The sequence below is a fragment of the Streptomyces tricolor genome (genome assembly GCF_002155905.1).
Taxonomy (GTDB): domain Bacteria; phylum Actinomycetota; class Actinomycetes; order Streptomycetales; family Streptomycetaceae; genus Streptomyces; species Streptomyces tricolor.
In genome coordinates this window covers 1-21,418 of sequence record NZ_MUMF01000105.1, presented here as the reverse complement: position 1 = coordinate 21,418, position 21,418 = coordinate 1, and the positions used below count along the sequence as shown (strand labels likewise).

Annotated in this window: 20 protein-coding genes and 1 pseudogene; 17 read left to right on the top strand and 4 right to left on the bottom strand. The window is 72.3% G+C overall.

The window, feature by feature from the left end; translation table 11 throughout:
• Window positions 1-51 precede the first annotated feature (51 nt).
• Entirely contained in the window at window positions 52-687 is a 636-nt protein-coding gene (locus CCN44_RS09060; RefSeq protein WP_059254578.1) for a DJ-1/PfpI family protein, read from the top strand.
• On the opposite strand, the gene CCN44_RS09055 is transcribed toward CCN44_RS09060, so the two are convergent.
• The gene (locus CCN44_RS09055; RefSeq protein ID WP_059254581.1) at window positions 674-1,429 is read right to left on the bottom strand and encodes an enoyl-CoA hydratase/isomerase family protein; all 756 of its coding nucleotides are present in this window, start codon (window positions 1,427-1,429) and stop codon (window positions 674-676) included. The genes CCN44_RS09060 and CCN44_RS09055 overlap by 14 nt on opposite strands.
• A gap of 213 nt (window positions 1,430-1,642) precedes the next feature.
• Between CCN44_RS09055 and CCN44_RS09050 the strand changes: the two genes are divergently transcribed.
• A complete protein-coding gene (locus tag CCN44_RS09050; protein WP_059255380.1) occupies window positions 1,643-2,140 on the top strand; it encodes an ATP-binding protein in 498 nt (165 codons plus the stop codon).
• Between the two features lie 52 nt (window positions 2,141-2,192).
• On the opposite strand, the gene idi is transcribed toward CCN44_RS09050, so the two are convergent.
• The 3 genes from idi to galE form a co-directional block, all read right to left on the bottom strand.
• Window positions 2,193-2,786: an isopentenyl-diphosphate Delta-isomerase gene (idi, locus tag CCN44_RS09045; protein ID WP_059254585.1), complete on the bottom strand. Its 594-nt coding sequence runs from the start codon at window positions 2,784-2,786 to the stop codon at window positions 2,193-2,195.
• Between the two features lie 201 nt (window positions 2,787-2,987).
• Complete coding sequence (locus CCN44_RS09040) at window positions 2,988-3,929, bottom strand: cation diffusion facilitator family transporter (RefSeq protein ID WP_059254586.1); 942 nt, start codon at window positions 3,927-3,929, stop codon at window positions 2,988-2,990.
• 195 nt (window positions 3,930-4,124) lie between these two features.
• Window positions 4,125-5,096 (bottom strand): UDP-glucose 4-epimerase GalE, encoded by a 972-nt coding sequence (gene galE / locus CCN44_RS09035; protein WP_086697309.1) that lies wholly within the window; start codon window positions 5,094-5,096, stop codon window positions 4,125-4,127.
• 264 nt (window positions 5,097-5,360) lie between these two features.
• On the opposite strand from galE, the gene CCN44_RS09030 reads away from it, so the two are divergent.
• The 15 genes and pseudogenes from CCN44_RS09030 to CCN44_RS43130 form a co-directional block, all read left to right on the top strand.
• Window positions 5,361-7,193 (top strand): DUF5941 domain-containing protein, encoded by a 1,833-nt coding sequence (locus tag CCN44_RS09030; RefSeq protein ID WP_059254588.1) that lies wholly within the window; start codon window positions 5,361-5,363, stop codon window positions 7,191-7,193.
• Complete coding sequence (locus CCN44_RS09025) at window positions 7,190-7,942, top strand: phosphocholine cytidylyltransferase family protein (protein ID WP_059254589.1); 753 nt, start codon at window positions 7,190-7,192, stop codon at window positions 7,940-7,942. The genes CCN44_RS09030 and CCN44_RS09025 overlap by 4 nt, the downstream gene beginning before the upstream one ends.
• Complete coding sequence (locus CCN44_RS09020) at window positions 7,930-8,991, top strand: iron-containing alcohol dehydrogenase family protein (RefSeq protein WP_059254590.1); 1,062 nt, start codon at window positions 7,930-7,932, stop codon at window positions 8,989-8,991. The genes CCN44_RS09025 and CCN44_RS09020 overlap by 13 nt, the downstream gene beginning before the upstream one ends.
• On the top strand, window positions 8,969-9,748 hold the full coding sequence (locus CCN44_RS09015) for a CDP-alcohol phosphatidyltransferase family protein (RefSeq protein ID WP_079081380.1): 780 nt from the start codon (window positions 8,969-8,971) through the stop codon (window positions 9,746-9,748). Before CCN44_RS09020 ends, CCN44_RS09015 begins: the two co-directional genes overlap by 23 nt.
• An 8-nt stretch (window positions 9,749-9,756) precedes the next feature.
• The gene (locus tag CCN44_RS09010) at window positions 9,757-10,629 is read left to right on the top strand and encodes a glycosyltransferase family 2 protein (RefSeq protein WP_059254592.1); all 873 of its coding nucleotides are present in this window, start codon (window positions 9,757-9,759) and stop codon (window positions 10,627-10,629) included.
• 89 nt (window positions 10,630-10,718) lie between these two features.
• Window positions 10,719-11,648, top strand: a complete 930-nt coding sequence (locus tag CCN44_RS09005; protein WP_086697308.1) for an ABC transporter permease — start codon at window positions 10,719-10,721, stop codon at window positions 11,646-11,648.
• The gene (locus CCN44_RS09000) at window positions 11,641-12,429 is read left to right on the top strand and encodes an ABC transporter ATP-binding protein (protein WP_059254594.1); all 789 of its coding nucleotides are present in this window, start codon (window positions 11,641-11,643) and stop codon (window positions 12,427-12,429) included. The genes CCN44_RS09005 and CCN44_RS09000 overlap by 8 nt, the downstream gene beginning before the upstream one ends.
• Window positions 12,430-12,789: 360 nt before the next feature.
• Complete coding sequence (gene hpnC / locus CCN44_RS08995) at window positions 12,790-13,686, top strand: squalene synthase HpnC (RefSeq protein WP_086697307.1); 897 nt, start codon at window positions 12,790-12,792, stop codon at window positions 13,684-13,686.
• A complete protein-coding gene (gene hpnD / locus CCN44_RS08990) occupies window positions 13,683-14,648 on the top strand; it encodes a presqualene diphosphate synthase HpnD (RefSeq protein WP_167403959.1) in 966 nt (321 codons plus the stop codon). Before hpnC ends, hpnD begins: the two co-directional genes overlap by 4 nt.
• A 217-nt stretch (window positions 14,649-14,865) precedes the next feature.
• Window positions 14,866-16,281 (top strand): hydroxysqualene dehydroxylase HpnE, encoded by a 1,416-nt coding sequence (hpnE, locus tag CCN44_RS08985; RefSeq protein ID WP_086697306.1) that lies wholly within the window; start codon window positions 14,866-14,868, stop codon window positions 16,279-16,281.
• A 68-nt stretch (window positions 16,282-16,349) separates the two neighbouring features.
• Window positions 16,350-17,414 (top strand): polyprenyl synthetase family protein, encoded by a 1,065-nt coding sequence (locus CCN44_RS08980; RefSeq protein WP_167403960.1) that lies wholly within the window; start codon window positions 16,350-16,352, stop codon window positions 17,412-17,414.
• A 116-nt stretch (window positions 17,415-17,530) separates the two neighbouring features.
• Window positions 17,531-19,561 (top strand): squalene--hopene cyclase, encoded by a 2,031-nt coding sequence (gene shc, locus CCN44_RS08975; protein WP_059254599.1) that lies wholly within the window; start codon window positions 17,531-17,533, stop codon window positions 19,559-19,561.
• Between the two features lies 1 nt (window position 19,562).
• Entirely contained in the window at window positions 19,563-20,234 is a 672-nt protein-coding gene (locus tag CCN44_RS08970; RefSeq protein WP_086697304.1) for a phosphorylase family protein, read from the top strand.
• A gap of 5 nt (window positions 20,235-20,239) precedes the next feature.
• On the top strand, window positions 20,240-21,262 hold the full coding sequence (hpnH, locus tag CCN44_RS08965; protein ID WP_059254601.1) for an adenosyl-hopene transferase HpnH: 1,023 nt from the start codon (window positions 20,240-20,242) through the stop codon (window positions 21,260-21,262).
• A 4-nt stretch (window positions 21,263-21,266) separates the two neighbouring features.
• Window positions 21,267-21,418: pseudogene (locus tag CCN44_RS43130) on the top strand (flavodoxin-dependent (E)-4-hydroxy-3-methylbut-2-enyl-diphosphate synthase); the annotation flags it as partial.

Sequence of the window (21,418 nt, the reverse complement as noted above, 5' to 3'; positions counted from 1 at the left end):
CGCCGACCCCCGGCCGTCCCCGCACCCGCCGACCCGACAGAAAGGCACCCCATGCAGATCGCCGTCGTCCTCTACGACCGCTTCACCGCCCTCGACGCCGTCGGCCCCTACGAGACCCTCGGGCGGCTCCCCGACTCGGAGACCGTGTTCGTGGCCGAGCGGACCGGACCGGTGCGTACCGACACCGGGAACCTCGCGCTCGTCGCGGACCGCACCCTCGCCGACGTGCCGTCGCCGGACATCGTGGTCGTGCCGGGCGGGCCCGGGCAGTTGCCGCACATGGAGAACCCGGCCCTGCTGGACTGGCTGCGCGCGGCGGACGCCACCAGCACCTGGACCACCTCGGTGTGCACGGGCTCGCTGCTGCTGGCCGCCGCCGGACTGCTCCGGGGCCGCCGCGCCACCTGCCACTGGCTCGCCCTGGACCACCTGCGCGGCTTCGGGGCCGAGCCGACCGGGGACCGGGTGGTCGTCGACGGCAAGTACGTCACCGCGGCCGGCGTGTCGTCCGGCATCGACATGGGCCTCACCCTCCTCGGCACGATCGCCGGCGACGAACACGCCCAGGCCGTCCAGCTGCTGACCGAGTACGACCCCCAGCCGCCGTACGACGCCGGGTCGCCGGAGAAGGCGCCCGCGCACCTGGTCGCGGAGTTCCGTACGGCGAGCCGCTTCAGCCTGACGTAGACAGGCTCCAGGTGAAGCGCGGCTGCCTGCGCTCCAGGAACGCGGCGACCCCCTCGGCGACGTCACCGCTGCCGCGGGCCTGCGCGGTCCAGTAGGCGTCGCGGTCGGTGCGGCCGTCGGCGAACTCCTTGGCGGCGGCCTGGGTGAGCTGCGAGCGGGACATCAGGATCCGGGTCAGCTCCGCGACCCGCTTGTCCAGTTCTCCCGCGGGCAGCACCTCGTCCACCAGACCGGCGTTCAGCGCCCGGTCCGCATCGATCAACTCGGCCGTGAACAACAGGTACTTGGTCGCGGCCGGGCCGATCAGGGACACCAGCCGGCGGGTGGAGGAGGCCGGATAGACGACGCCGAGCTTCGCCGGTGTCACCCCGAACAGCGCCCCCTCCTCCGCCAGCCGCAGATCACAGGCCGCCGCGAGCTGCGCCCCGCCGCCCACGCAGTGCCCGCGCACCGCGGCGACGGTCGGCTTGGGGAACGCGGCCAGGGCCTCCTCGGCAGCGACCGCGAGGGCCGGCGCCTCCTCCGGCGCGCCCTGGAGCGTGGCGATGTCGGCGCCCGCGCAGAAGGTGTCGCCCTCGCCGGTCAGCACCAGCACCCGTACCCGCGGGTCACGGGCCAGCGCGTCCAGCAGCGGGGGCAGTGCCCGCCACATCGCCGTCGTCATGGCGTTGCGCTTGGCGGGGTGACGGATCACCACGGTGGCGACGGAGTCGGCGACCTGGTGGGACAGCTGGGGCTCCATGCCCGGGATCGTATCGTTGGCCTCGTACAACCCGACTAGTTCGCGAACCGGCGCCCGGGGAACAGGAACAGTCCCACCCGCGACCAGGGCATACGCAGTCGGTCAGAAAGCGTTCGATACTCGCCGACTTCTGTTCAGGCATCCGGACCGGAGCGCGTCGTTACCAACACTCGACGTGTGGTGACAATCGAGCGCGAGGGTGGCGACCGGACGATGGACGACCACGGGCGCGGGGACGGCCCGCGCCCAGCGGGGGGCGGCGGCGAACGCCCGCCGGGCCCCCTGCCGTACGAAGGTGTCTGGCGCTTCACCGCGGCCGCGGTGGACGCCTCGGTCCCGCAGGCCCGGCACGCGGTGCGGGACCTGCTGCTGCGCCAGGGGGTGCCGGTCTCCGACGACCTGGTGCACGGGCTGCTGCTGATCGTCTCCGAGCTGGTCACCAACGCGGTCCGGCACGCGGCGCTGCTGTCGCCGGTGCTCGCCGTGGAGGTGGCCGTCGGAGCCGAGTGGGTGCGGGTGTCCGTGGAGGACAACCACCCCTACCGCCCGACCGCCCTGGAGGCCGACCACGGCCAGACCGGCGGCCGGGGACTGCTCCTGGTCCGCGAGGTGGCCCGGGAGGCGGGCGGGGTGGTCGACGTCGAGCACACGGCGAGCGGCGGCAAGGTGATCTGGGCCGCCCTGCCGCTCAAGCCCGCCGCACTGCCGTGACGTGAGCCGGGCGGTGGCCGGATGCCCGGCGGTCCGTCCGACCGCCGCGCGCCTACCAGCCGGCGGACGGGCCCGTCAGTTCCCTGATCGCCGGGCGGGCCGCGTCCAGCACGGTCATGAACCAGGCCGAGAACGGGTCCCGGGCATGCCGCTCGGCCAGCTCGGCGGCCGTCACGAATGCGGTAGCGGCGACCTCCTCCGGATCCGGCCCGAGCGGCGCCTGCACCAGGCCGACGAACAGGTGGTTGAACTCCTGCTCCACCAGGCCCGAGGCGGGGTCCGGGTGGTTGTACCGGACCGTGCCGGCCTCCGCGAGCAGCGACGGCGACACGCCCAGCTCCTCGTACGTGCGCCGGGCCGCCGCCGCGAACGGCGCCTCGCCCGGGTAGGGGTGGCCGCAGCAGGTGTTGGACCACACGCCGGGGGAGTGGTACTTGCCGAGCGCACGCTGCTGGAGCAGCAGCCGGCCCTGCTCGTCGAAGAGGAACACCGAGAACGCCCGGTGCAACTGCCCCGGCGGCTGATGGGCGGCCAGCTTCTCCGCCGTACCGATCGTCACACCCTTCTCGTCGACCAGTTCCAGCAAAATCGCCTCTGCGGTGCCTTTCGACGAGCTGTGCGTCGCGGTGGCAGGTGTGATCGGCATACCCATCCTTCGCCTCGGTCTTCGCACCCCAAGTCTGCCGTACGAATCCGGCACTCCCGGCACGTCGCGCATGTCCGCGCGCGGCGCGGCAGCGGGAGCCGGACCCGGTAGATCATCGTGCCCGGCGCCGGTCGCCGGGAACCGCCCGGGGGTGCGCCGAACGGCAGTGCGTACGGGGTGAGGCGTACGGCGTCGGGCGGGTCAGTGGCACAGCCGGACTTCGTGCTCCGCGTGGCCGCCCGGCTCCAGCTGGAAGGTGCAGTGCTCCACGTCGAAGTGGTCGCCCAGGCAGCCCTGCAACTCGTGCAGCATCTTCTCGTTGCCTATGGCGTTCAGCACCTCGGAGCTGACCACGACGTGCGCCGAGAGCACCGGCATGCCCGAGGTGATCGTCCAGGCGTGCAGGTCGTGTACGTCCTCGACGCCGTCCAGCGCCAGGATGTGCGCCCGGACCTCCGCCATGTCGACCCCCTTGGGCGCCGCCTCCAGCAGCACGTCCAGCGTCTCGCGCAGCAGCTTCAGTGTCCGCGGCACGATCATCAGCCCGATGACCAGCGAGGCGACCGGGTCCGCCGCCTGCCAGCCGGTGGCCAGGATCACCGCGGCCGAGATCAGCACCGCCACCGATCCCAGCGCGTCCGCGGCCACCTCCAGGAAGGCGCCGCGCACGTTCAGGCTCTCCTTCTGGCCGCGCATCAGCAGGAGCAGCGAGACGGAGTTCGCGACCAGGCCGACGAGGCCGAACACGACCATCAGGCCGCCCCGGGTCGCCGCGGGCTCCACGAACCGCTGGACCGCCTCGTACAGGACGTACCCGCCGACCCCGAGCAGCAGCAGACAGTTGGCCAGGGCCGCGAGGATCTCGGCGCGGGCGTAGCCGAAGGTGCGGTTGGTGCTCGGCGGGCGGTTCGCGAAGTGGATCGCGAGCAGCGCCATACCGAGGCCCACCGCGTCGGTCGCCATGTGGGCCGCGTCCGCGATCAGCGCGAGCGAGTCCGCGAGCAGGCCGCCGACGATCTCGACCACCATGACCGTGAGCGTGATGCCCAGCGCGATCCGCAGCCGTCCCCGGTACGCGGCCGTGGCCGTGCCCGGGGCCGGCGCGTGGGAGTGCGCGTGCCCGTGGTCGTGCCCTGCCCCCATGACTACCGCCTTCCGTGTGCCTGCCGGGAGGCCAGTGAACTACGGGCCGTGGGTAGGGGGCAACGCGGCACTGAACACCGTTGTCATGTGCCCTGACCTGCGGAAACGTTCCGCAGGTCAGGGGGCCGGAGAGCGTCGGCCGCCGGGGGGCGGTGCCGTGGCGGGCGTCGGCCGCCGTGGGGACGGGATGCGCCGTCAGCCGCCGTGGTGCAGCCGCCAGCCCGCCCACGCCGACTCGACCATCTCCCGCACCCCGTGCCGGGCCCGCCAGCCCAGCACCTCCGCGGCCCGCTCCGCCGAGGCCACCGCGCGCGGCGCGTCGCCGGGGCGGCGGGCCTCCACCACGGGCGCCCGGCGGTCGCCGGTGACCTCTCCGATGACCGAGATCAGCTCGCGCACCGAGACGCCCTCGCCGCGGCCGATGTTCAGGGTCAGATCGCCGCCGAGATCCCCGTCGGAGAGCCGCCGCGCCGCCGCGAGGTGGGCGTCCGCGAGGTCGGCGACGTGGATGTAGTCCCGGACACAGGTGCCGTCCGGCGTCGGGTAGTCGTCGCCGAAGATGCGCGGGGCCTCGTCCCGGGTGAGCCGGTCGAAGACCATCGGCACGATGTTGAACACGCCGGTGTCCGCCAGCTCCGGCGCCGCCGCGCCCGCCACGTTGAAATAGCGCAGGCACACCGTGGAGATCCCGTGCGCCCGGCCCGCCGCCCGCACCAGCCACTCCCCGGCCAGCTTGGTCTCGCCGTACGGGTTCACCGGGGCGCACGGCGTGTCCTCGGTGATCAGGTCCGTGTCCGGGTTGCCGTACACCGCCGCCGACGAGGAGAACAGCAGCCGGCCGATGCCCGCCTCCGCGACCGCGTCCAGGAGGGTGGCCAGGCCGCCGACGTTCTCCCGGTAGTAGCGGGTGGGCTGCGCCACCGACTCCGCGACCTGCTTGCGCGCCGCGAGATGGACGACGCCCGTGACGCCGTACTCCGCGAAGACCCGCTTCAGCAGTTCCCCGTCCAGCGTCGAGCCGTGGACGAGCGGGACCTCGGCCGGGAGCCGCGCGGGCACGGCGGCCGACAGGTCGTCCAGCGCCACGACGCTCTCCCCGGCGCCGGCCATGGCCCGTGCCACGTGCGCCCCGATGTATCCGGCTCCGCCGGTGATCAGCCACGTCATGGTCGTCCACCCTATGCCGAGTCACCCGGTGTCCTGGTTGCCCGGGTCTGCCCCATGGGTTTGTGGGGCGGGCCCCGGATCCCCGATGATGATCGCGGCAAAGGCCCGGACAGCCCCCGTGGGCGGTGCCGTGAACGGCCGGTGAACACCGGATCCGGACCATCCGATAGCCTCTGCCGACATGCCGCCCGGGTGCCGCAGGCAGGGCGCCCCATCATGCACACGACCGGCGCCCGCGCGCCGGCACCCAGGGAGTGAGTTCGGTTGTCGACCGCCATCGTCACCGGTCAGCCGGTCCCCGGATCGTCACTGGAGAGCGATCTGCGGTCCCTCGGCTTCGATGTGCGCGTGGCCGCCGACGCCGCCGAGACGGAGTCCCTGCTCGCCGCGGTTCCCGCCGACCGGCGCGTGGCCCTGGTCGACGCCCGCTTCGTCGGCCACCCGCACGCGCTGCGCCTCGGCCTGACCGACCCGCGCTTCCCGCTCGCCGCCGTGCCCGGCGCCGTCACCGCCCAGCCGGCCGCCCGCCAGGCGCTCACCCGGGCCGTGGCCCGCGCGACCTCCGCCGACGGCGGTACGGCCGCCGCCCGCGCGGCCGAGGGCGGCGCCCCCGCGCTCGCCGTGGACAGCCTCGCCGACCGTGTCGCGACCGCCCTCGACGCCGACGGCGGCGCGGTGCACCGGCCGGAGCTGGGCAGCCTGGTCGCCACCGTCCCGGCCGACCCGCAGGCCCGCAACGAGGCCCGGCAGGCCGTCGCCGCCGTCGACGACGAGGCGGTCCGCCTGAAGTCGGCCGTGAAGTCCCGCGACGGCTTCTTCACCACGTTCTTCATCAGCCCGTACTCGCGGTACATCGCCCGCTGGTGCGCCCGGCGCGGCCTGACCCCGAACCAGGTCACCACGGCCTCGCTGCTCACCGCGCTCATCGCGGCCGGCTGCGCGGCGACCGGCACCCGCGGCGGTTTCGTCGCGGCCGGCGTGCTGCTGATCGCCTCCTTCGTGCTGGACTGCACCGACGGCCAGCTCGCCCGCTACTCCCTGCAGTACTCCACGCTCGGCGCCTGGCTCGACGCCACCTTCGACCGGGCCAAGGAGTACGCCTACTACGCCGGCCTCGCGCTGGGAGCCGCGCGGGGCGGCGACGACGTCTGGGCGCTGGCCCTGGGCGCGATGGTCCTCCAGACCTGCCGGCACGTGGTCGACTTCTCCTTCAACGAGGCCAACCACGACGCCACCGCCAACACCAGTCCCACGGCCGCCCTCTCCGACAAGCTCGACAGCGTCGGCTGGACGGTGTGGGTGCGGCGGATGATCGTCCTGCCCATCGGCGAGCGCTGGGCGATGATCGCCGTCCTCACCGCGGCCACGACGCCGCGGATCACCTTCTCCGTGCTGCTCGTCGGGTGCGCGTTCGCGGCGACGTACACCACGGCGGGGCGCGTGCTGCGGTCGGTGACGCGCAAGGCCCGGCGTACCGACCGGGCGGCGCAGGCCCTCGCCGACCTCGCCGACTCGGGTCCGCTCGCCGACGGCCTGCGGCGCGTGCTCGCGAAGGGCCTGCCCGGGCTCGCCGTACCGGCCGTGGCCCTGCTCGGCGGCGCCGCGGTCGTGGCCTGCTCGGCGCTGGCCGGCTTCGGCAGCCCGCTCCCGGTGGCCGGCGCCCTGGTGTACGTCCTCGCCTCGGCCCTCGCCGTCGCCCGCCCCCTCAAGGGCCCGCTCGACTGGCTGGTCCCGCCCTTCTTCCGCGCCGCCGAATACGGCACCGTCCTGGTACTGGCGGCCGAAGCGGACGTGAACGGGGCCCTTCCTGCGGCTTTCGGGCTGGTGGCGGCCGTCGCCTACCATCACTACGACACGGTGTACCGCATCCGCGGCAACGCCGGAGCGCCCCCGGCCCGGCTGGTGCGCGCCATCGGGGGGCACGAGGGGCGGACGCTGCTCGTCACCGTCCTGGCCGCGGTGCTCACCGCTTCGCAGTTCAAGGTCGCGCTCACGGTCCTCGCCGTGGCCGTCGCCCTGGTGGTGCTCGTCGAGAGCATCCGCTTCTGGGTGTCCGCTGGGGCGCCCGCCGTACACGACGAAGGAGAACCCGCATGATCGGCCTCGTGCTGGCGGCCGGCGCCGGACGGCGTCTGCGCCCCTACACCGACAGCCTGCCCAAGGCGCTGGTGCCGGTGGGGCCCGCGGGCATAGAGGACTCGATCACGGTGCTCGACCTCACGCTCGGCAACTTCGCCGAGATCGGGCTGACCGAGGTCGCGATCATCGTCGGCTACCGCAAGGAGGCCGTGTACGAGCGCAAGGCGGCCCTGGAGCGGAAGTACGGCCTGAAGCTCACCCTCATCGACAACGACAAGGCCGAGGAGTGGAACAACGCCTACTCCCTGTGGTGCGGCCGTGACGCCCTCAAGGACGGCGTGATCCTCGCCAACGGCGACACCGTGCACCCGGTCTCCGTCGAGAAGACCCTGCTCGCCGCCCGCGGCGAGGGCAAGAAGATCATCCTCGCGCTGGACACGGTGAAGCAGCTGGCCGACGAGGAGATGAAGGTCGTCGTCGACCCCGACAAGGGCATGACGAGGATCACCAAGCTGATGGACCCCGCCGAGGCCACCGGCGAGTACATCGGCGTCACCCTGATCGAGGGCGACGCCGCGCCGGAGCTGGCCGACGCGCTGAAGACGGTCTGGCAGAGCGACCCGCAGCAGTTCTACGAGCACGGCTACCAGGAGCTGGTCAACCGCGGCTTCCGTATCGACGTCGCGCCGATCGGCGACGTCAAGTGGGTGGAGATCGACAACCACGACGATCTCGCCCGCGGACGGGAGATCGCGTGCCAGTACTGACCCGGCTCATTCCCTCGCCGGTCGTCGTGGACATCCGCCCGGGTGCCCTGGACGACCTGGCCTGCGTCCTCGCCGACGAACGCATCTCGCAGTCGGGCCGGTTGGCCATCGCCGTCAGCGGCGGCTCCGGCGCCCGGCTGCGCGAGCGGATCGCCCCCTCGCTGCCCGGCGCCAGCTGGTACGAGGTGGGCGGCGGCACCATCGACGACGCGGTGCGGCTGGCGAGCGACATAAAGGCCGGCCACTACGACGCGGTCGTCGGCCTCGGCGGCGGCAAGATCATCGACTGCGCCAAGTTCGCGGCGGCCCGGGTCGGGCTGCCGCTGGTCGCCGTCGCCACCAACCTCGCCCACGACGGCCTGTGCTCACCGGTCGCGACCCTCGACAACGACGCGGGCCGCGGCTCGTACGGCGTGCCGAACCCGATCGCGGTGGTCATCGACCTCAACGTGATCCGCGAGGCACCCGTCCGGTTCGTCCGCTCCGGCATCGGCGACGCCATCTCCAACATCTCCGCCGTCGCGGACTGGGAGCTGGCCAACCGGGTCAACGGCGAGAAGATCGACGGTCTGGCCGCCGCCATGGCCCGCCAGGCCGGCGAGGCGGTGCTCCGGCACCCCGGCGGAGTCGGCGACGACGGCTTCCTCCAGGTACTGGCCGAGGCGCTGGTCCTCACCGGCATCGCCATGTCCGTGTCGGGCGACTCCCGCCCGTCCTCCGGCGCCTGCCACGAGATCAACCACGCCTTCGACCTGCTCTACCCCAAGCGCGCCGCGGCCCACGGCGAGCAGTGCGGCCTCGGCGCCGCCTTCGCGATGTACCTGCGCGGCGCCCACGAGGAGTCGGTGTACATGGCCGAGGTGCTGCGCCGGCACGGGCTTCCGGTCACCCCGGACGAGATCGGCTTCACGGTGGACGAGTTCGTCCGCGCGGTGGAGTTCGCCCCCGAGACCCGGCCCGGCCGCTACACGATCCTCGAACACCTCGACCTCAAGACGAACCAGATCAAGGACATCTACGCCGACTATGTCAAGGCCATCGGTAGCTGAACTCCGTCCGGTCGTCCACCCCGCGGGGGTGAAGGACCGGCGCAGCGGTGAGCACTGGGCGGGACGCCTCTACATGCGCGAGGTGTCCCTGCGCGTCGACCGCTACCTGGTGAACACCAGGGTCACGCCCAACCAGCTCACGTACCTGATGACCGTCTGCGGTGTGCTCGCGGCCCCGGCCCTGCTGGTGCCGGGGATCGCGGGCGCCGTGCTCGGCGTGGTCGCCACCCAGCTGTACCTGCTGCTGGACTGCGTCGACGGCGAGATCGCCCGCTGGAAGAAGCAGTACTCGCTGGGCGGGGTCTACCTGGACCGCGTCGGCGCCTACCTCACCGACGCCGCCGTGCTGGTCGGCCTCGGCCTGCGCGCCGCCGACCTGTGGGGCACCGGCCGGATCGACTGGCTGTGGGCCTTCCTCGGCACCCTCGCCGCGCTCGGCGCCATCCTGATCAAGGCCGAGACCGACCTGGTCGGCGTCGCCCGGCACCAGGCCGGCAAGCCCCCGGTGCAGGAGGCCGCCTCCGAGCTGCGCTCCTCCGGCATGGCGCTGGCCCGGCGGGCCGCCGCGGCGCTGAAGTTCCACCGGCTGATCCTCGGCATCGAGGCCGCGCTGCTCATCCTGGTCCTCGCGATCGTCGACCAGGCCCGCGGCGACCTGTTCTTCACCCGCCTCGGTACGGCCGTCCTCGCGGGCATCGCCCTGCTCCAGACGCTGCTGCACCTGGTGTCCATCCTCGCCTCCAGCAGGCTGAAGTGAGCGCGCCCATGAAGGTCGGCGCCGTCATCATCACCATGGGCAACCGGCCCGAGGAGCTGCGGGCCCTGCTCGACTCCGTCGCCAAGCAGGACGGCGACCCGGTCGAGGTGGTCGTCGTCGGCAACGGCTCGCCCGTCCCGGAGGTGCCCGACGGCGTCCGGACCGTGGAACTGCCCGAGAACCTGGGCATCCCCGGCGGGCGTAACGTCGGCATAGAGGCCTTCGGCCCCGGCGGCCAGGATGTCGACATATTGCTCTTCCTGGACGACGACGGCCTGCTCGCCCGCCACGACACCGCCGAGCTGTGCCGCCAGGCCTTCGCGGCCGACCCGCGGCTCGGCATCGTCAGCTTCCGCATCGCCGACCCCGACACCGGCGAGACCCAGCGCCGGCACGTGCCGCGGCTGCGCGCCTCCGACCCGATGCGCTCCTCCCGGGTCACCACCTTCCTCGGCGGCGCCAACGCCGTCCGCACCCGCGTCTTCGCCGAGGTCGGCGGGCTCCCGGACGAGTTCTTCTACGCGCACGAGGAGACCGACCTCGCCTGGCGCGCCCTCGACGCGGGCTGGATGATCGACTACCGGGCCGACATGGTGCTGTACCACCCGACGACCGCGCCCTCGCGGCACGCCGTCTACCACCGCATGGTCGCCCGCAACCGCGTCTGGCTCGCCCGCCGCAACCTCCCCGCCCTCCTGGTCCCGGTCTACCTCGGCGTCTGGCTGCTGCTCACCCTGCTCCGCCGCCCGTCGCGGCCGGCCCTGAAGGCCTGGTTCGGCGGCTTCCGGGAGGGCTGGACCACCCCCTGCGGTCCCCGTCGGCCGATGCGGTGGCGTACGGTGTGGCGACTCACCCGACTGGGCCGTCCCCCGGTCATCTGACAAGCTCGTCCCTGAGCGCCCGTACGCCCGCGCCGGGGCCCACCGGACGCCGAACAGACACGCGAACCCGAAGACGAAAGTTTCCCCCTGTGAGTGAGACCACGCACGACGGCACGGTCGCGGTGACCGCGGCCCCGTCGCCCGACGAGGGACTGACGGCGGCCGAGCTGGCCGCCAAGTACGGGCTCTCCGTGAGCGGTGCCCGGCCCTCGCTCGTGGAGTACGTCCGTCAGCTCTGGGGCCGCCGCCACTTCATCGTCGCCTTCTCCCAGGCGAAGCTGACCGCGCAGTACAGCCAGGCCAAGCTCGGCCAGCTGTGGCAGGTGGCCACCCCGCTGCTGAACGCGGCCGTGTACTTCTTCATCTTCGGACTGATCCTGCACGCCAGCCGGGGCATGACCCAGGACGTGTACATCCCGTTCCTGGTGACCGGCGTGTTCGTGTTCACCTTCACCCAGAGTTCGGTGATGTCCGGCGTCCGCGCGATCTCCGGCAACCTCGGCCTGGTGCGCGCCCTGCACTTCCCGCGCGCCTCGCTGCCGATCTCCTTCTCGCTCCAGCAGCTCCAGCAGCTGCTGTTCTCGATGGTCGTGCTGTTCGTCGTGGCGATCGGCTTCGGCAGCTACCCGAGCCTGTCCTGGCTGCTGATCGTGCCGGTGCTCGCGCTGCAGTTCCTGTTCAACACCGGGCTTGCGATGATCATGGCCCGCGCGGGCGCGAAGACCCCGGACCTGGCCCAGCTCATGCCGTTCGTGATGCGTACGTGGATGTACGCGTCCGGCGTGATGTTCTCCATCCCGGTCATGCTGGAGGACAAGCCGCAGTGGATCGCGACGGTTCTGCAGTGGAACCCGGCGGCCATCTACATGGACCTGATGCGCTTCGCCCTGATCGACGGCTACGGTTCCGAGAACCTGCCCGACCACGTGTGGGCCGCGGCCGGCGGCTGGGCCGTGCTCTTCGCCGCGGGCGGCTTCGTGTACTTCTGGAAGGCGGAGGAGCGGTACGGCCGTGGCTGAGCACACCACCGGAGAGCGTCGCCCCACCGTCATCGCGGACGACCTGCACATCGTCTACCGGGTCAACGGCGCCAAGACCGGCAAGGGCAGCGCGACCGCGGCCCTGAGCCGGATCCTCAAGCGGGGCTCCGACGACGCGGCGCGCGGGGTGCGCAAGGTGCACGCCGTGCGCGGCGTGTCCTTCGTCGCCTACCGCGGCGAGGCCATCGGTCTGATCGGCTCCAACGGCTCCGGCAAGTCCACCCTGCTGCGCGCCATCGCCGGGCTGCTGCCCGCCGAGAAGGGCAAGGTCTACACCGACGGCCAGCCGTCCCTGCTGGGCGTGAACGCGGCCCTGATGAACGACCTCACCGGCGAGCGGAACGTCATCCTCGGCGGCCTCGCCATGGGGATGTCCCGGGAGCAGATCAAGGAGCGCTACCAGGACATCGTGGACTTCTCGGGTATCAACGAGAAGGGCGATTTCATCACCCTGCCGATGCGCACCTACTCCTCCGGCATGGCGGCGCGCCTGCGTTTTTCCATCGCCGCCGCCAAGGACCACGACGTCCTCATGATCGACGAGGCGCTGGCCACCGGTGACCGGAAGTTCCAGAAGCGCTCCGAGGAGCGGATCCGGGAACTGCGCAAGGAGGCCGGAACGGTCTTTCTGGTCAGTCACAACAACAAGTCCATCCGCGACACCTGCAACCGTGTGCTGTGGCTGGAACGCGGTGAACTGCGGATGGACGGACCCACCGACGAGGTCCTGAAGGAGTACGAGAAGTTCACGGGCAAGTGACCCGTTTCGGCCAGGGCCCCGCCGGAATTCCTCCGGCGGGGCCCTGCGTCTGCAAAGGAAACGTCAACTCGGCCTGGTCTTAGGAATCTTGGGGCCAATCGGTGTGTTGTTGTGATGTGCAGGACACCCCGACGGTCCGTGCCGCGTTGTACAACGTAAGCTGTACCGGTGCCGGAAACCGGCAAGTGGGGCGATAATGCGCGACACCCTGCGACGGGGCGCCCCCGCGCATTGCGGGGCGGCGTGTCCGAAATAGTGTGTATTGGGTCGGCAGTGTAGAACGGGAGATGTGACGGCAATGGCTACGGAAACTCCCCTGCTCACCGCAGCATGTGCCGTCCCCGTTCCGGGCAGCGCCCGATGACGGCCACCACCGAGGCGGCCGACCTGGAACGCGCCACGCTCGACAAGGCCGCGAGCGAGAACTTCCCCGTGGCCCCCTTCTTCCTGCCCCGTGCCTGGCGCGACGACCTCATGGCCGTCTACGGCTTCGCCCGCCTCGTGGACGACATCGGCGACGGCGACCTCGCCCCCGGCGGGGCCGACGCCCGGCTGCTCGGCGTGTCGGCCGCCGCGGCCGAGGACCGGCTGGTGCTCCTCGACGCCTTCGAGGCCGATCTGCGCCGCGTCTTCGGCGGCACCCCGCGCCATCCGCTGCTGCGCCGCCTGCAGCCCACCGTCCGCCGCCGCGGCCTCACCCCCGAGCCGTTCCTCGGGCTGATCGCCGCCAACCGCCAGGACCAGCTCGTCGCCCGGTACGAGACCTACGACGACCTCCTCGCCTACTGCGAGCTGTCCGCCAACCCCGTCGGCCGCCTCGTGCTCGCCGTCACCGGCACCGCGACCCCCGAGCGGATCCGGCTGTCCGACGCGATCTGCACGGCGCTGCAGATCGTGGAGCACCTCCAGGACGTCGCCGAGGACCTCGGCCGCGACCGGATCTACCTCCCCGCCGAGGACATGAAGCGCTTCCACGTGCAGGAAGCGGACCTCGCCGCGAAAACCGCGGGCGCATCGGTGCGCGCCCTGGTTGCATACGAAGCACAACGCGCCCGCGATCTGCTGAATGAAGGCGCCCCCCTGGTGGGTAGCGTCCACGGCAGGCTGAAGCTGCTGCTCGCGGGATTCGTGGCGGGGGGAAGGGCGGCGATCCGGGCGATCGCCGCCGCCGAATACGACGTACTTCCCGGCCCGCCCAGACCCGGCAAGGTCCAGTTGCTGCGTGAGGCGGGCGTGATCCTGCGAGGAGAGGGGTGATCCGGACCGTGGAGTCTCCGCCGCACGTGTCCGCACCGGTACTCGCCGCCTACAGCTACTGCGAGGCCGTCACCGGGCAGCAGGCCCGTAACTTCGCGTACGGCATCAGGCTGCTGCCGACGGCCAAGCGCCGCGCCATGTCGGCGCTGTACGCGTTCTCCCGGCGCGTGGACGACATCGGCGACGGCGACCTGGCCGACGAGGTCAAGCTGGCGCGTCTGGAGGACACCCGGGCGCTGCTCGCCCGGATCCACGACGGCGCGGTCGAGGAGGACGACACCGATCCGGTGGCCGTCGCCCTCAGCCATGCCGCGCGCGCCTTCCCGATCCCGCTCGGCGGCCTGGACGAGCTGATCGACGGCGTCCAGATGGACGTACGCGGCGAGACCTACGAGACCTGGGACGACCTCAAGGTCTACTGCCGGTGTGTCGCCGGTGCCATCGGCCGCCTCTCGCTCGGCGTGTTCGGCACCGAGCCGGGCGCGCGCGGCGCCGAGCGGGCCGCCGAGTACGCCGACACGCTGGGCCTCGCCCTGCAGCTCACCAACATCCTCCGCGACGTCCGCGAGGACGCGCAGGGTGGCCGTACCTACCTGCCCGCCGACGACCTCGCCAAGTTCGGCTGCTCGGCCGGGTTCCACGGGCCGACCCCGCCGGAAGGCTCCGACTTCGCCGGCCTCGTCCACTTCGAAGTGCGGCGCGCCCGGGCCCTGTTCGCCGAGGGCTACCGGCTGCTGCCCATGCTCGACCGGCGCAGCGGCGCCTGCGTGGCCGCGATGGCCGGCATCTACCGCCGGCTGCTGGACCGCATCGAGCGCGACCCGGAGGCCGTGCTGCGCGGCCGGGTCTCGCTGCCCGGACACGAGAAGGCCTACGTCGCCGTGCGCGGCCTGTCCGGGCTCGACACCCGGCACGTCACCCGGCACGTCTCCGCCCGGCGCACCGTCCGGAGGCGCGCCTGATGGACCTCACCGAACCAGAGGACACGCGTGAGGCAACCCTCCACCGCGGCCCGGCGTCCCTGACGGCGACGGCGCCCTACAGCGCCCCAAAGGGGCGCGGGGCTGTGTCGGATCTGCGGCTACCGCCGCGTGAGCGCGACAAGCCACCACGGGCCCGCAGACGAAGGACGGCCCACCCCGGCCCCGCCCGCGGAGCGCACGCACGGAAGGACGCACGATGAGCCAAGGCTCACCCCCCGCACCGGCCCGCGGCGGAGCCACGCGCAGCGCGGTCGTGGTCGGCGGCGGCCTGGCCGGCATCACCGCGGCGCTCGCCCTCGCCGACGCGGGCGTCCGGGTCACCCTGCTCGAAGGCAGGCCCAGGCTGGGCGGCCTCGCCTTCTCCTTCCAGCGCGGCGGACTGACCGTCGACAACGGCCAGCACGTGTACCTGCGCTGCTGCACCGCCTACCGCTGGTTCCTCGACCGGATCGAGGGCGCGGCGCTGGCACCGCTGCAGGACCGCCTGGACGTGCCCGTCGTCGACGTCGCCAAGCCCGAGGGGCGGCGGCTCGGCAGGCTGCGGCGCGACCCGCTGCCCGTCCCCCTCCACCTGGGGCGCAGCCTGGCCGCCTATCCGCACCTCTCGCTCGCCGAGCGCGCGGCCGTCGGGCGGGCCGCGCTCGCGCTGAAGGGGCTCGACCTCGCCGATCCGGCGCTGGACACCCAGGACTTCGGCAGCTGGCTGGCCGCGCACGGCCAGTCGGCGCGCGCCGTGGAGGCCCTGTGGGACCTGGTCGGGGTCGCCACCCTCAACGCGGTCGCGGGCGACGCCTCGCTGGGGCTCGCCGCGATGGTGTTCAAGACCGGTCTGCTGTCCGACCCGGGCGCGGCCGACATCGGTTGGGCCCGCGTCCCGCTGGGCGAACTGCACGACCGGCTGGCCCGCAAGGCGCTCGACTCCGCGGGCGTCCGTACCGAGGTCCGTACACGCGTCACCTCCGTCTCTCTCAACGAGAACGGGACGTGGAGCGTTCAGGTTCCCGGCGAGAACCTGGAAACCGACGCGGTCGTCCTCGCCGTACCCCAGCGCGAGGCCCACGCGCTGCTGCCGCCCGGTGCCCTCGACGCGCCCGGCCGACTGCTGGAGATCGGCACCGCGCCCATCCTCAACGTCCATGTGATCTACGACCGCAAGGTGCTCGCGCGGCCCTTCTTCGCCGCCCTCGGCACCCCGGTGCAGTGGGTGTTCGACCGCACCCACGCCTCCGGGCTGCCCCGCGGCCAGTACCTCGCGCTGTCCCAGTCGGCCGCGCAGGACGAGATCGACGCCCCGGTCGCCGAACTCCGCGAGCGCTACCTGCCCGAGTTGGAACGACTCATTCCGGGTACGCGCGCGGCCGTGGTGGAGGACTTCTTCGTGACCCGGGAGCGCACGGCGACGTTCGCCCCCACCCCCGGCGTCGGGCGCCTCAGGCCCGGCGCCCGCACCAAGGCCCCCGGCCTGTACCTGGCCGGAGCGTGGACCGCCACCGGGTGGCCCGCGACCATGGAGAGTGCGGTCCGCAGTGGAGTGAGCGCGGCCGACGCCGCGCTCAGCGCCCTCGGCCGGCCCCGCCCCCGTCACCTCTTCGAGTTCGAGGAGGCGGCCTGATGCCCGATCAGCAGGCGGCACGCCCCCGCACCCCCGGTACCGCAACAAGAGGAGAGACTGTGCCCACTGTGCCCCCGGCCTCGACGCCCGCTCCACGGGCCGCGGTGGACGTGACCGCGCTGCTGGAGCGCGGCCGAACCCTGGCCACACCGGTGCTGCGCGCGGCCGTCGACCGCCTGGCACCTCCCATGGACACCGTCGCCGCCTACCACTTCGGCTGGATCGACGCCGCCGGCAACCCCGCCGACGGCGACGGCGGCAAGGCCGTCCGCCCCGCCCTCGCCGTGCTCTCCGCCGAGGTCACCGGCGCCGCGCCCGAGACGGGCGTCCCGGGCGCGGTCGCCGTCGAACTCGTGCACAACTTCTCGCTGCTGCACGACGACCTCATGGACGGCGACGAGCAGCGCCGGCACCGCGACACCGTCTGGAAGGTGCACGGCCCCGCCCAGGCCATCCTGGTCGGCGACGCCCTGTTCGCCCTCGCCAACGAGGTCCTGCTGGAGCCGGGCACGGTCGAGGCCGGCCGTGCCACCCGCCGGCTGACCGCCGCCTCCCGCGCCCTGATCGACGGCCAGGCCCAGGACATCTCCTACGAGCACCGCGACCGGGTCAGCGTCGAGGAGTGCCTGGAGATGGAGGGCAACAAGACCGGCGCCCTGCTCGCCTGCGCCTCCTCCATCGGCGCGGTCCTCGGCGGCGCGGACGACGCCACCGCCGACGCGCTGGAACGGTACGGCTACCACCTCGGCCTCGCCTTCCAGGCCGTGGACGACCTGCTCGGCATCTGGGGCGACCCGGAGGCCACCGGCAAGCAGACCTGGAGCGACCTGCGCCAGCGCAAGAAGTCCCTGCCGGTGGTGGCCGCGCTCGCGGCCGGCGGCTCCGCCTCCGAGCGGCTCGGCGAGATCCTCGCCGCCGACGCCAAGAGCAGCGACTTCGAGAACTTCTCCGAGGAGGAGTTCGCGGCCCGGGCCGCTCTCATCGAGGAGGCCGGCGGCCGCGAGTGGACGGCCGAGGAAGCGCGCCGTCAGCACACCATCGCCATCGAAGCCCTCGACGCCGTCGAGATGCCCGACCGGGTGCGGGACTCCTTCACGGCGCTCGCCGACTTCGTCGTCGTACGAAAGAGATGATCACTATTGGCTGGATAAGCCTCGCGTAGTCGCCGGCCGGTGTCGAAGGGTTCCGGACACCGGCCGACGGCGGACCCACAGCAGCACGACTCGCACGACTGCACGAAGGGGAAGCCATGACAGCGACGACCGACGGAAGCACCGGGGCGACCTTGCCGTCCCGCGCTGCCGCGGCCAGCGACACCACCCTCACCACCCCCGAGGCGGCCGGGGTACAAGAAGCCGCCGCACGCGCCGCACGGCGCGCCACCGACTTCCTGCTCGCCCGGCAGGACACCCAGGGCTGGTGGAAGGGCGACCTGGAGACCAACGTCACCATGGACGCCGAGGATCTGCTGCTCCGCCAGTTCCTGGGCATCCTGGACGACAAGACGACGCAGGCCGCCGCGAAGTTCATCCGCGGCGAGCAGCGCGAGGACGGCACCTGGGCCACCTTCTACGGCGGACCCGGCGAACTGTCCACCACCATCGAGGCGTACGTCGCCCTGCGGCTGGCCGGCGACGCGCCCGACGCCCCGCACATGGCGAAGGCGTCCGCCTGGATCCGCGAACGCGGCGGCATCGCCGCCTCCCGGGTCTTCACCCGGATCTGGCTCGCCCTGTTCGGCTGGTGGAAGTGGGAGGACCTGCCCGAACTCCCGCCGGAGCTGATCTACTTCCCCACCTGGTTCCCGCTCAACATCTACAACTTCGGATGCTGGGCCCGGCAGACCATCGTGCCGCTGACCATCGTCTCCGCCAAGCGCCCGGTGCGTCCCGCCCCCTTCGCGCTGGACGAGCTGCACACCGACCCGGCCCACCCCAACCCGCCGCAGCCGCTCGCCCCGCTGGCGAGCTGGGACGGCGTCTTCCAGCGGCTCGACAAGGTGGTCCGCGGCTACCGCAAGGTCGCCGTGCGCAGGCTCCGCAAGGCCGCGATGAACTCGGCGGCCCGCTGGATCGTCGAGCGCCAGGAGAACGACGGCTGCTGGGGCGGCATCCAGCCGCCGGCCGTGTACTCGATCATCGCCCTGCACCTGCTCGGCTACGACCTGGAGCACCCGGTGCTGCGCGAGGGCCTCGCCTCGCTCGACCGCTTCGCCGTCTGGCGCGAGGACGGCGCGCGGATGATCGAGGCCTGCCAGTCCCCGGTGTGGGACACCTGCCTGGCCACCATCGCCCTCGTGGACGCCGGTCTGCCGGTCGACCATCCGCAACTGGTCAAGGCGGCCGACTGGATGCTCGGCGAGGAGATCGTCCGGCCCGGCGACTGGGCCGTGCGGCGGCCCCAACTGCCCCCGGGCGGCTGGGCGTTCGAGTTCCACAACGACAACTACCCGGACATCGACGACACCGCCGAGGTCGCCCTCGCGCTGCGCCGGGTCCGGCACCACGACCCGGAGCGGGTGGACCGGGCGATCGGTCGGGCCGTCCGCTGGAACCTCGGCATGCAGTCGAAGAACGGCGCCTGGGGCGCCTTCGATGTCGACAACACCAGCCCGTTCCCCAACCGGCTGCCGTTCTGCGACTTCGGCGAGGTCATCGACCCGCCGTCCGCCGACGTCACCGCGCACGTCGTGGAGATGCTCGCCGCCGAGGGCCTGGCCCACGACCCGCGCACCCGGCGCGGCATCGACTGGCTGCTCGCCGAACAGGAGCCGGACGGCTCGTGGTTCGGCCGCTGGGGGGTCAACTACCTCTACGGCACCGGGTCGGTCGTCCCCGCGCTCACCGCGGCCGGGCTGCCCGGCTCGCACCCGGCGATCCGGCGGGCCGTGGCCTGGCTGGAGCGCGTCCAGAACGACGACGGCGGCTGGGGCGAGGACCTGCGCTCCTACCAGGACGCCAAGGAGTGGAGCGGCCGGGGCGCCTCCACCGCCTCGCAGACGGCGTGGGCGCTGATGGCGCTGCTCGCCGCGGGGGAGAGGGGCTCCGAGGCCGTCGAGCGCGGCATCCGGTGGCTGGCCGAGACCCAGCGGGAGGACGGCAGCTGGGACGAGCCGTACTTCACCGGCACCGGCTTCCCCTGGGACTTCTCCATCAACTACCACCTCTACCGGCAGGTGTTCCCGCTCACCGCGCTCGGCCGCTACCTGCACGGGGACCCCTTCGAGCGCATCCTGCCGGCCAAGACCGCGACGGCCGCGTCCCGGGCCGACGGGAGCTGACTTGAGCCACCAGCCCGCCCCGGCCCCGCTGCTGATCGCCTGCGCGCTCGGCATCGAGCACTTCGCCCTGCGCACCGGCGACAGGGGGGCGCGGCGCAGGGGCGCGCCGGTCAGGTGGGGTGCCGGCGGGCCGTACTCCGTCGTCCGTACGGGGATGGGCCCCAAGGCGGCGGAACGCTCCGTCACCCGGCACCTCGCCGGCCCGGCGGTGGCCGACACGGCCGTGCTGGCCACCGGCTTCTGCGCCGGGCTCGCCCCCGGGATGCACCCCGGCGACCTGGTCGTCGCCGAGGAGACCCGGGACCCGCGCGGGACCGTCCCGTGCGTGGGCACCGAACTGCTGGTCAAGGAACTCGTGCGCCTGCTGCCCGGGCGCACGGTCCACACCGGCCCGCTCACCGGCTCCGACCACGTGGTCCGGGGGCCCGAGCGGTCCGCTCTGCTCGCCACCGGCGCGATCGCGGTCGACATGGAGTCGGCGGCCACGCTGCTGGCCGCCGTCCGCACGGGCGACCGTCCGGTTGCGGCCGTCCGGGTGGTCGTGGACGCTCCCGAACACGAACTCGTCCGGATCGGCACGGTGCGCGGTGGAATATCTGCCTTCCGCGTTCTTCGTTCCATCCTTCCCGCATTTTTCGAATGGCACCGTTCTTTGCTGCTCCCTCGGAGGTGAGCCAGATGGCCATGCCGTTGCGTCAGTCCATCAAGGTCGCTACATACCTGGCCGAACAGAAGCTCCGCAGGCGGGACAAGTTCCCGCTCATCGTCGAGCTGGAACCGTTGTTCGCCTGCAATCTGAAGTGCGAGGGCTGCGGCAAGATCCAGCACCCGGCCGGTGTGCTCAAGCAGCGCATGCCGGTCGCCCAGGCGGTGGGCGCGGTGCTGGAGTCCGGTGCGCCGATGGTCTCCATCGCCGGCGGCGAACCGTTGATGCATCCTCAGATCGACGAGATCGTGCGGCAGTTGGTGGCCAGGAAGAAGTACGTGTTCCTGTGCACCAACGCCATGCTGCTGCGCAAGAAGATGGACAAGTTCACGCCCTCGCCCTATTTCGCGTTCGCCGTGCACATCGACGGGCTGCGTGAGCGGCACGACGAGTCGGTTGCGAAGGAAGGCGTGTTCGACGAGGCGGTGGAGGCCATCAAGGAGGCCAAGCGGCGCGGCTTCCGGGTGACCACCAACTCCACCTTCTTCAACACCGACACCCCGCAGACCATCATCGAGGTGCTCAACTTCCTCAACGACGACCTGAAGGTCGACGAGATGATGATCTCGCCCGCCTACGCCTACGAGAAGGCGCCCGACCAGGAGCACTTCCTCGGCGTCGAGCAGACCCGGGAGCTGTTCAAGAAGGCCTTCGCGGGCGGCAACCGCCGCAAGTGGCGGCTCAACCACTCCCCGCTCTTCCTGGACTTCCTGGAGGGCAAGGTCGACTTCCCGTGCACCGCCTGGGCGATCCCGAACTACTCCCTCTTCGGCTGGCAGCGCCCCTGCTACCTGATGAGCGACGGGTACGTGCCGACGTACCGCGAACTCATCGAGAAGACCGACTGGGACAAGTACGGCCGCGGCAAGGACCCGCGCTGCGCCAACTGCATGGCGCACTGCGGCTACGAGCCGACCGCCGTCCTCGCCACCATGGGCTCCCTGAAGGAGTCCCTGCGGGCGATGCGCGAGACCGTCTCCGGAAACCGGGAGTGAGGCGATGACCGCCGTCCCCTTGGGTGTTCCCGAGGTACCGGCCCGTCCGGTCGCGCCGCGCCGGGTGTCGCGGCAGATCCACGTCGGGCCGGTGGCGGTCGGGGGCGGAGCCCCGGTGTCGGTGCAGTCGATGACGACGACCCGTACGTCGGACAT

Excerpts from the sequence above, each read along its gene's own strand:
- hpnE (WP_086697306.1), top strand. The coding sequence starts at position 14,866 with ATGAGCCAAGGCTCACCCCCCGCACCGGCCCGCGGCGGAGCCACGCGC.
- hpnC (WP_086697307.1), top strand. The coding sequence starts at position 12,790 with ATGACGGCCACCACCGAGGCGGCCGACCTGGAACGCGCCACGCTCGAC.
- CCN44_RS09060 (WP_059254578.1), top strand. The coding sequence starts at position 52 with ATGCAGATCGCCGTCGTCCTCTACGACCGCTTCACCGCCCTCGACGCC.
- CCN44_RS09050 (WP_059255380.1), top strand. The coding sequence starts at position 1,643 with ATGGACGACCACGGGCGCGGGGACGGCCCGCGCCCAGCGGGGGGCGGC.
- CCN44_RS09025 (WP_059254589.1), top strand. The coding sequence starts at position 7,190 with ATGATCGGCCTCGTGCTGGCGGCCGGCGCCGGACGGCGTCTGCGCCCC.
- shc (WP_059254599.1), top strand. The coding sequence starts at position 17,531 with ATGACAGCGACGACCGACGGAAGCACCGGGGCGACCTTGCCGTCCCGC.
- CCN44_RS09015 (WP_079081380.1), top strand. The coding sequence starts at position 8,969 with ATGTCAAGGCCATCGGTAGCTGAACTCCGTCCGGTCGTCCACCCCGCG.
- CCN44_RS09010 (WP_059254592.1), top strand. The coding sequence starts at position 9,757 with ATGAAGGTCGGCGCCGTCATCATCACCATGGGCAACCGGCCCGAGGAG.
- CCN44_RS09055 (WP_059254581.1), bottom strand. The coding sequence starts at position 1,429 with ATGGAGCCCCAGCTGTCCCACCAGGTCGCCGACTCCGTCGCCACCGTG.
- hpnH (WP_059254601.1), top strand. The coding sequence starts at position 20,240 with ATGGCCATGCCGTTGCGTCAGTCCATCAAGGTCGCTACATACCTGGCC.
- idi (WP_059254585.1), bottom strand. The coding sequence starts at position 2,786 with ATGCCGATCACACCTGCCACCGCGACGCACAGCTCGTCGAAAGGCACC.
- galE (WP_086697309.1), bottom strand. The coding sequence starts at position 5,096 with ATGACGTGGCTGATCACCGGCGGAGCCGGATACATCGGGGCGCACGTG.
- CCN44_RS09040 (WP_059254586.1), bottom strand. The coding sequence starts at position 3,929 with ATGGGGGCAGGGCACGACCACGGGCACGCGCACTCCCACGCGCCGGCC.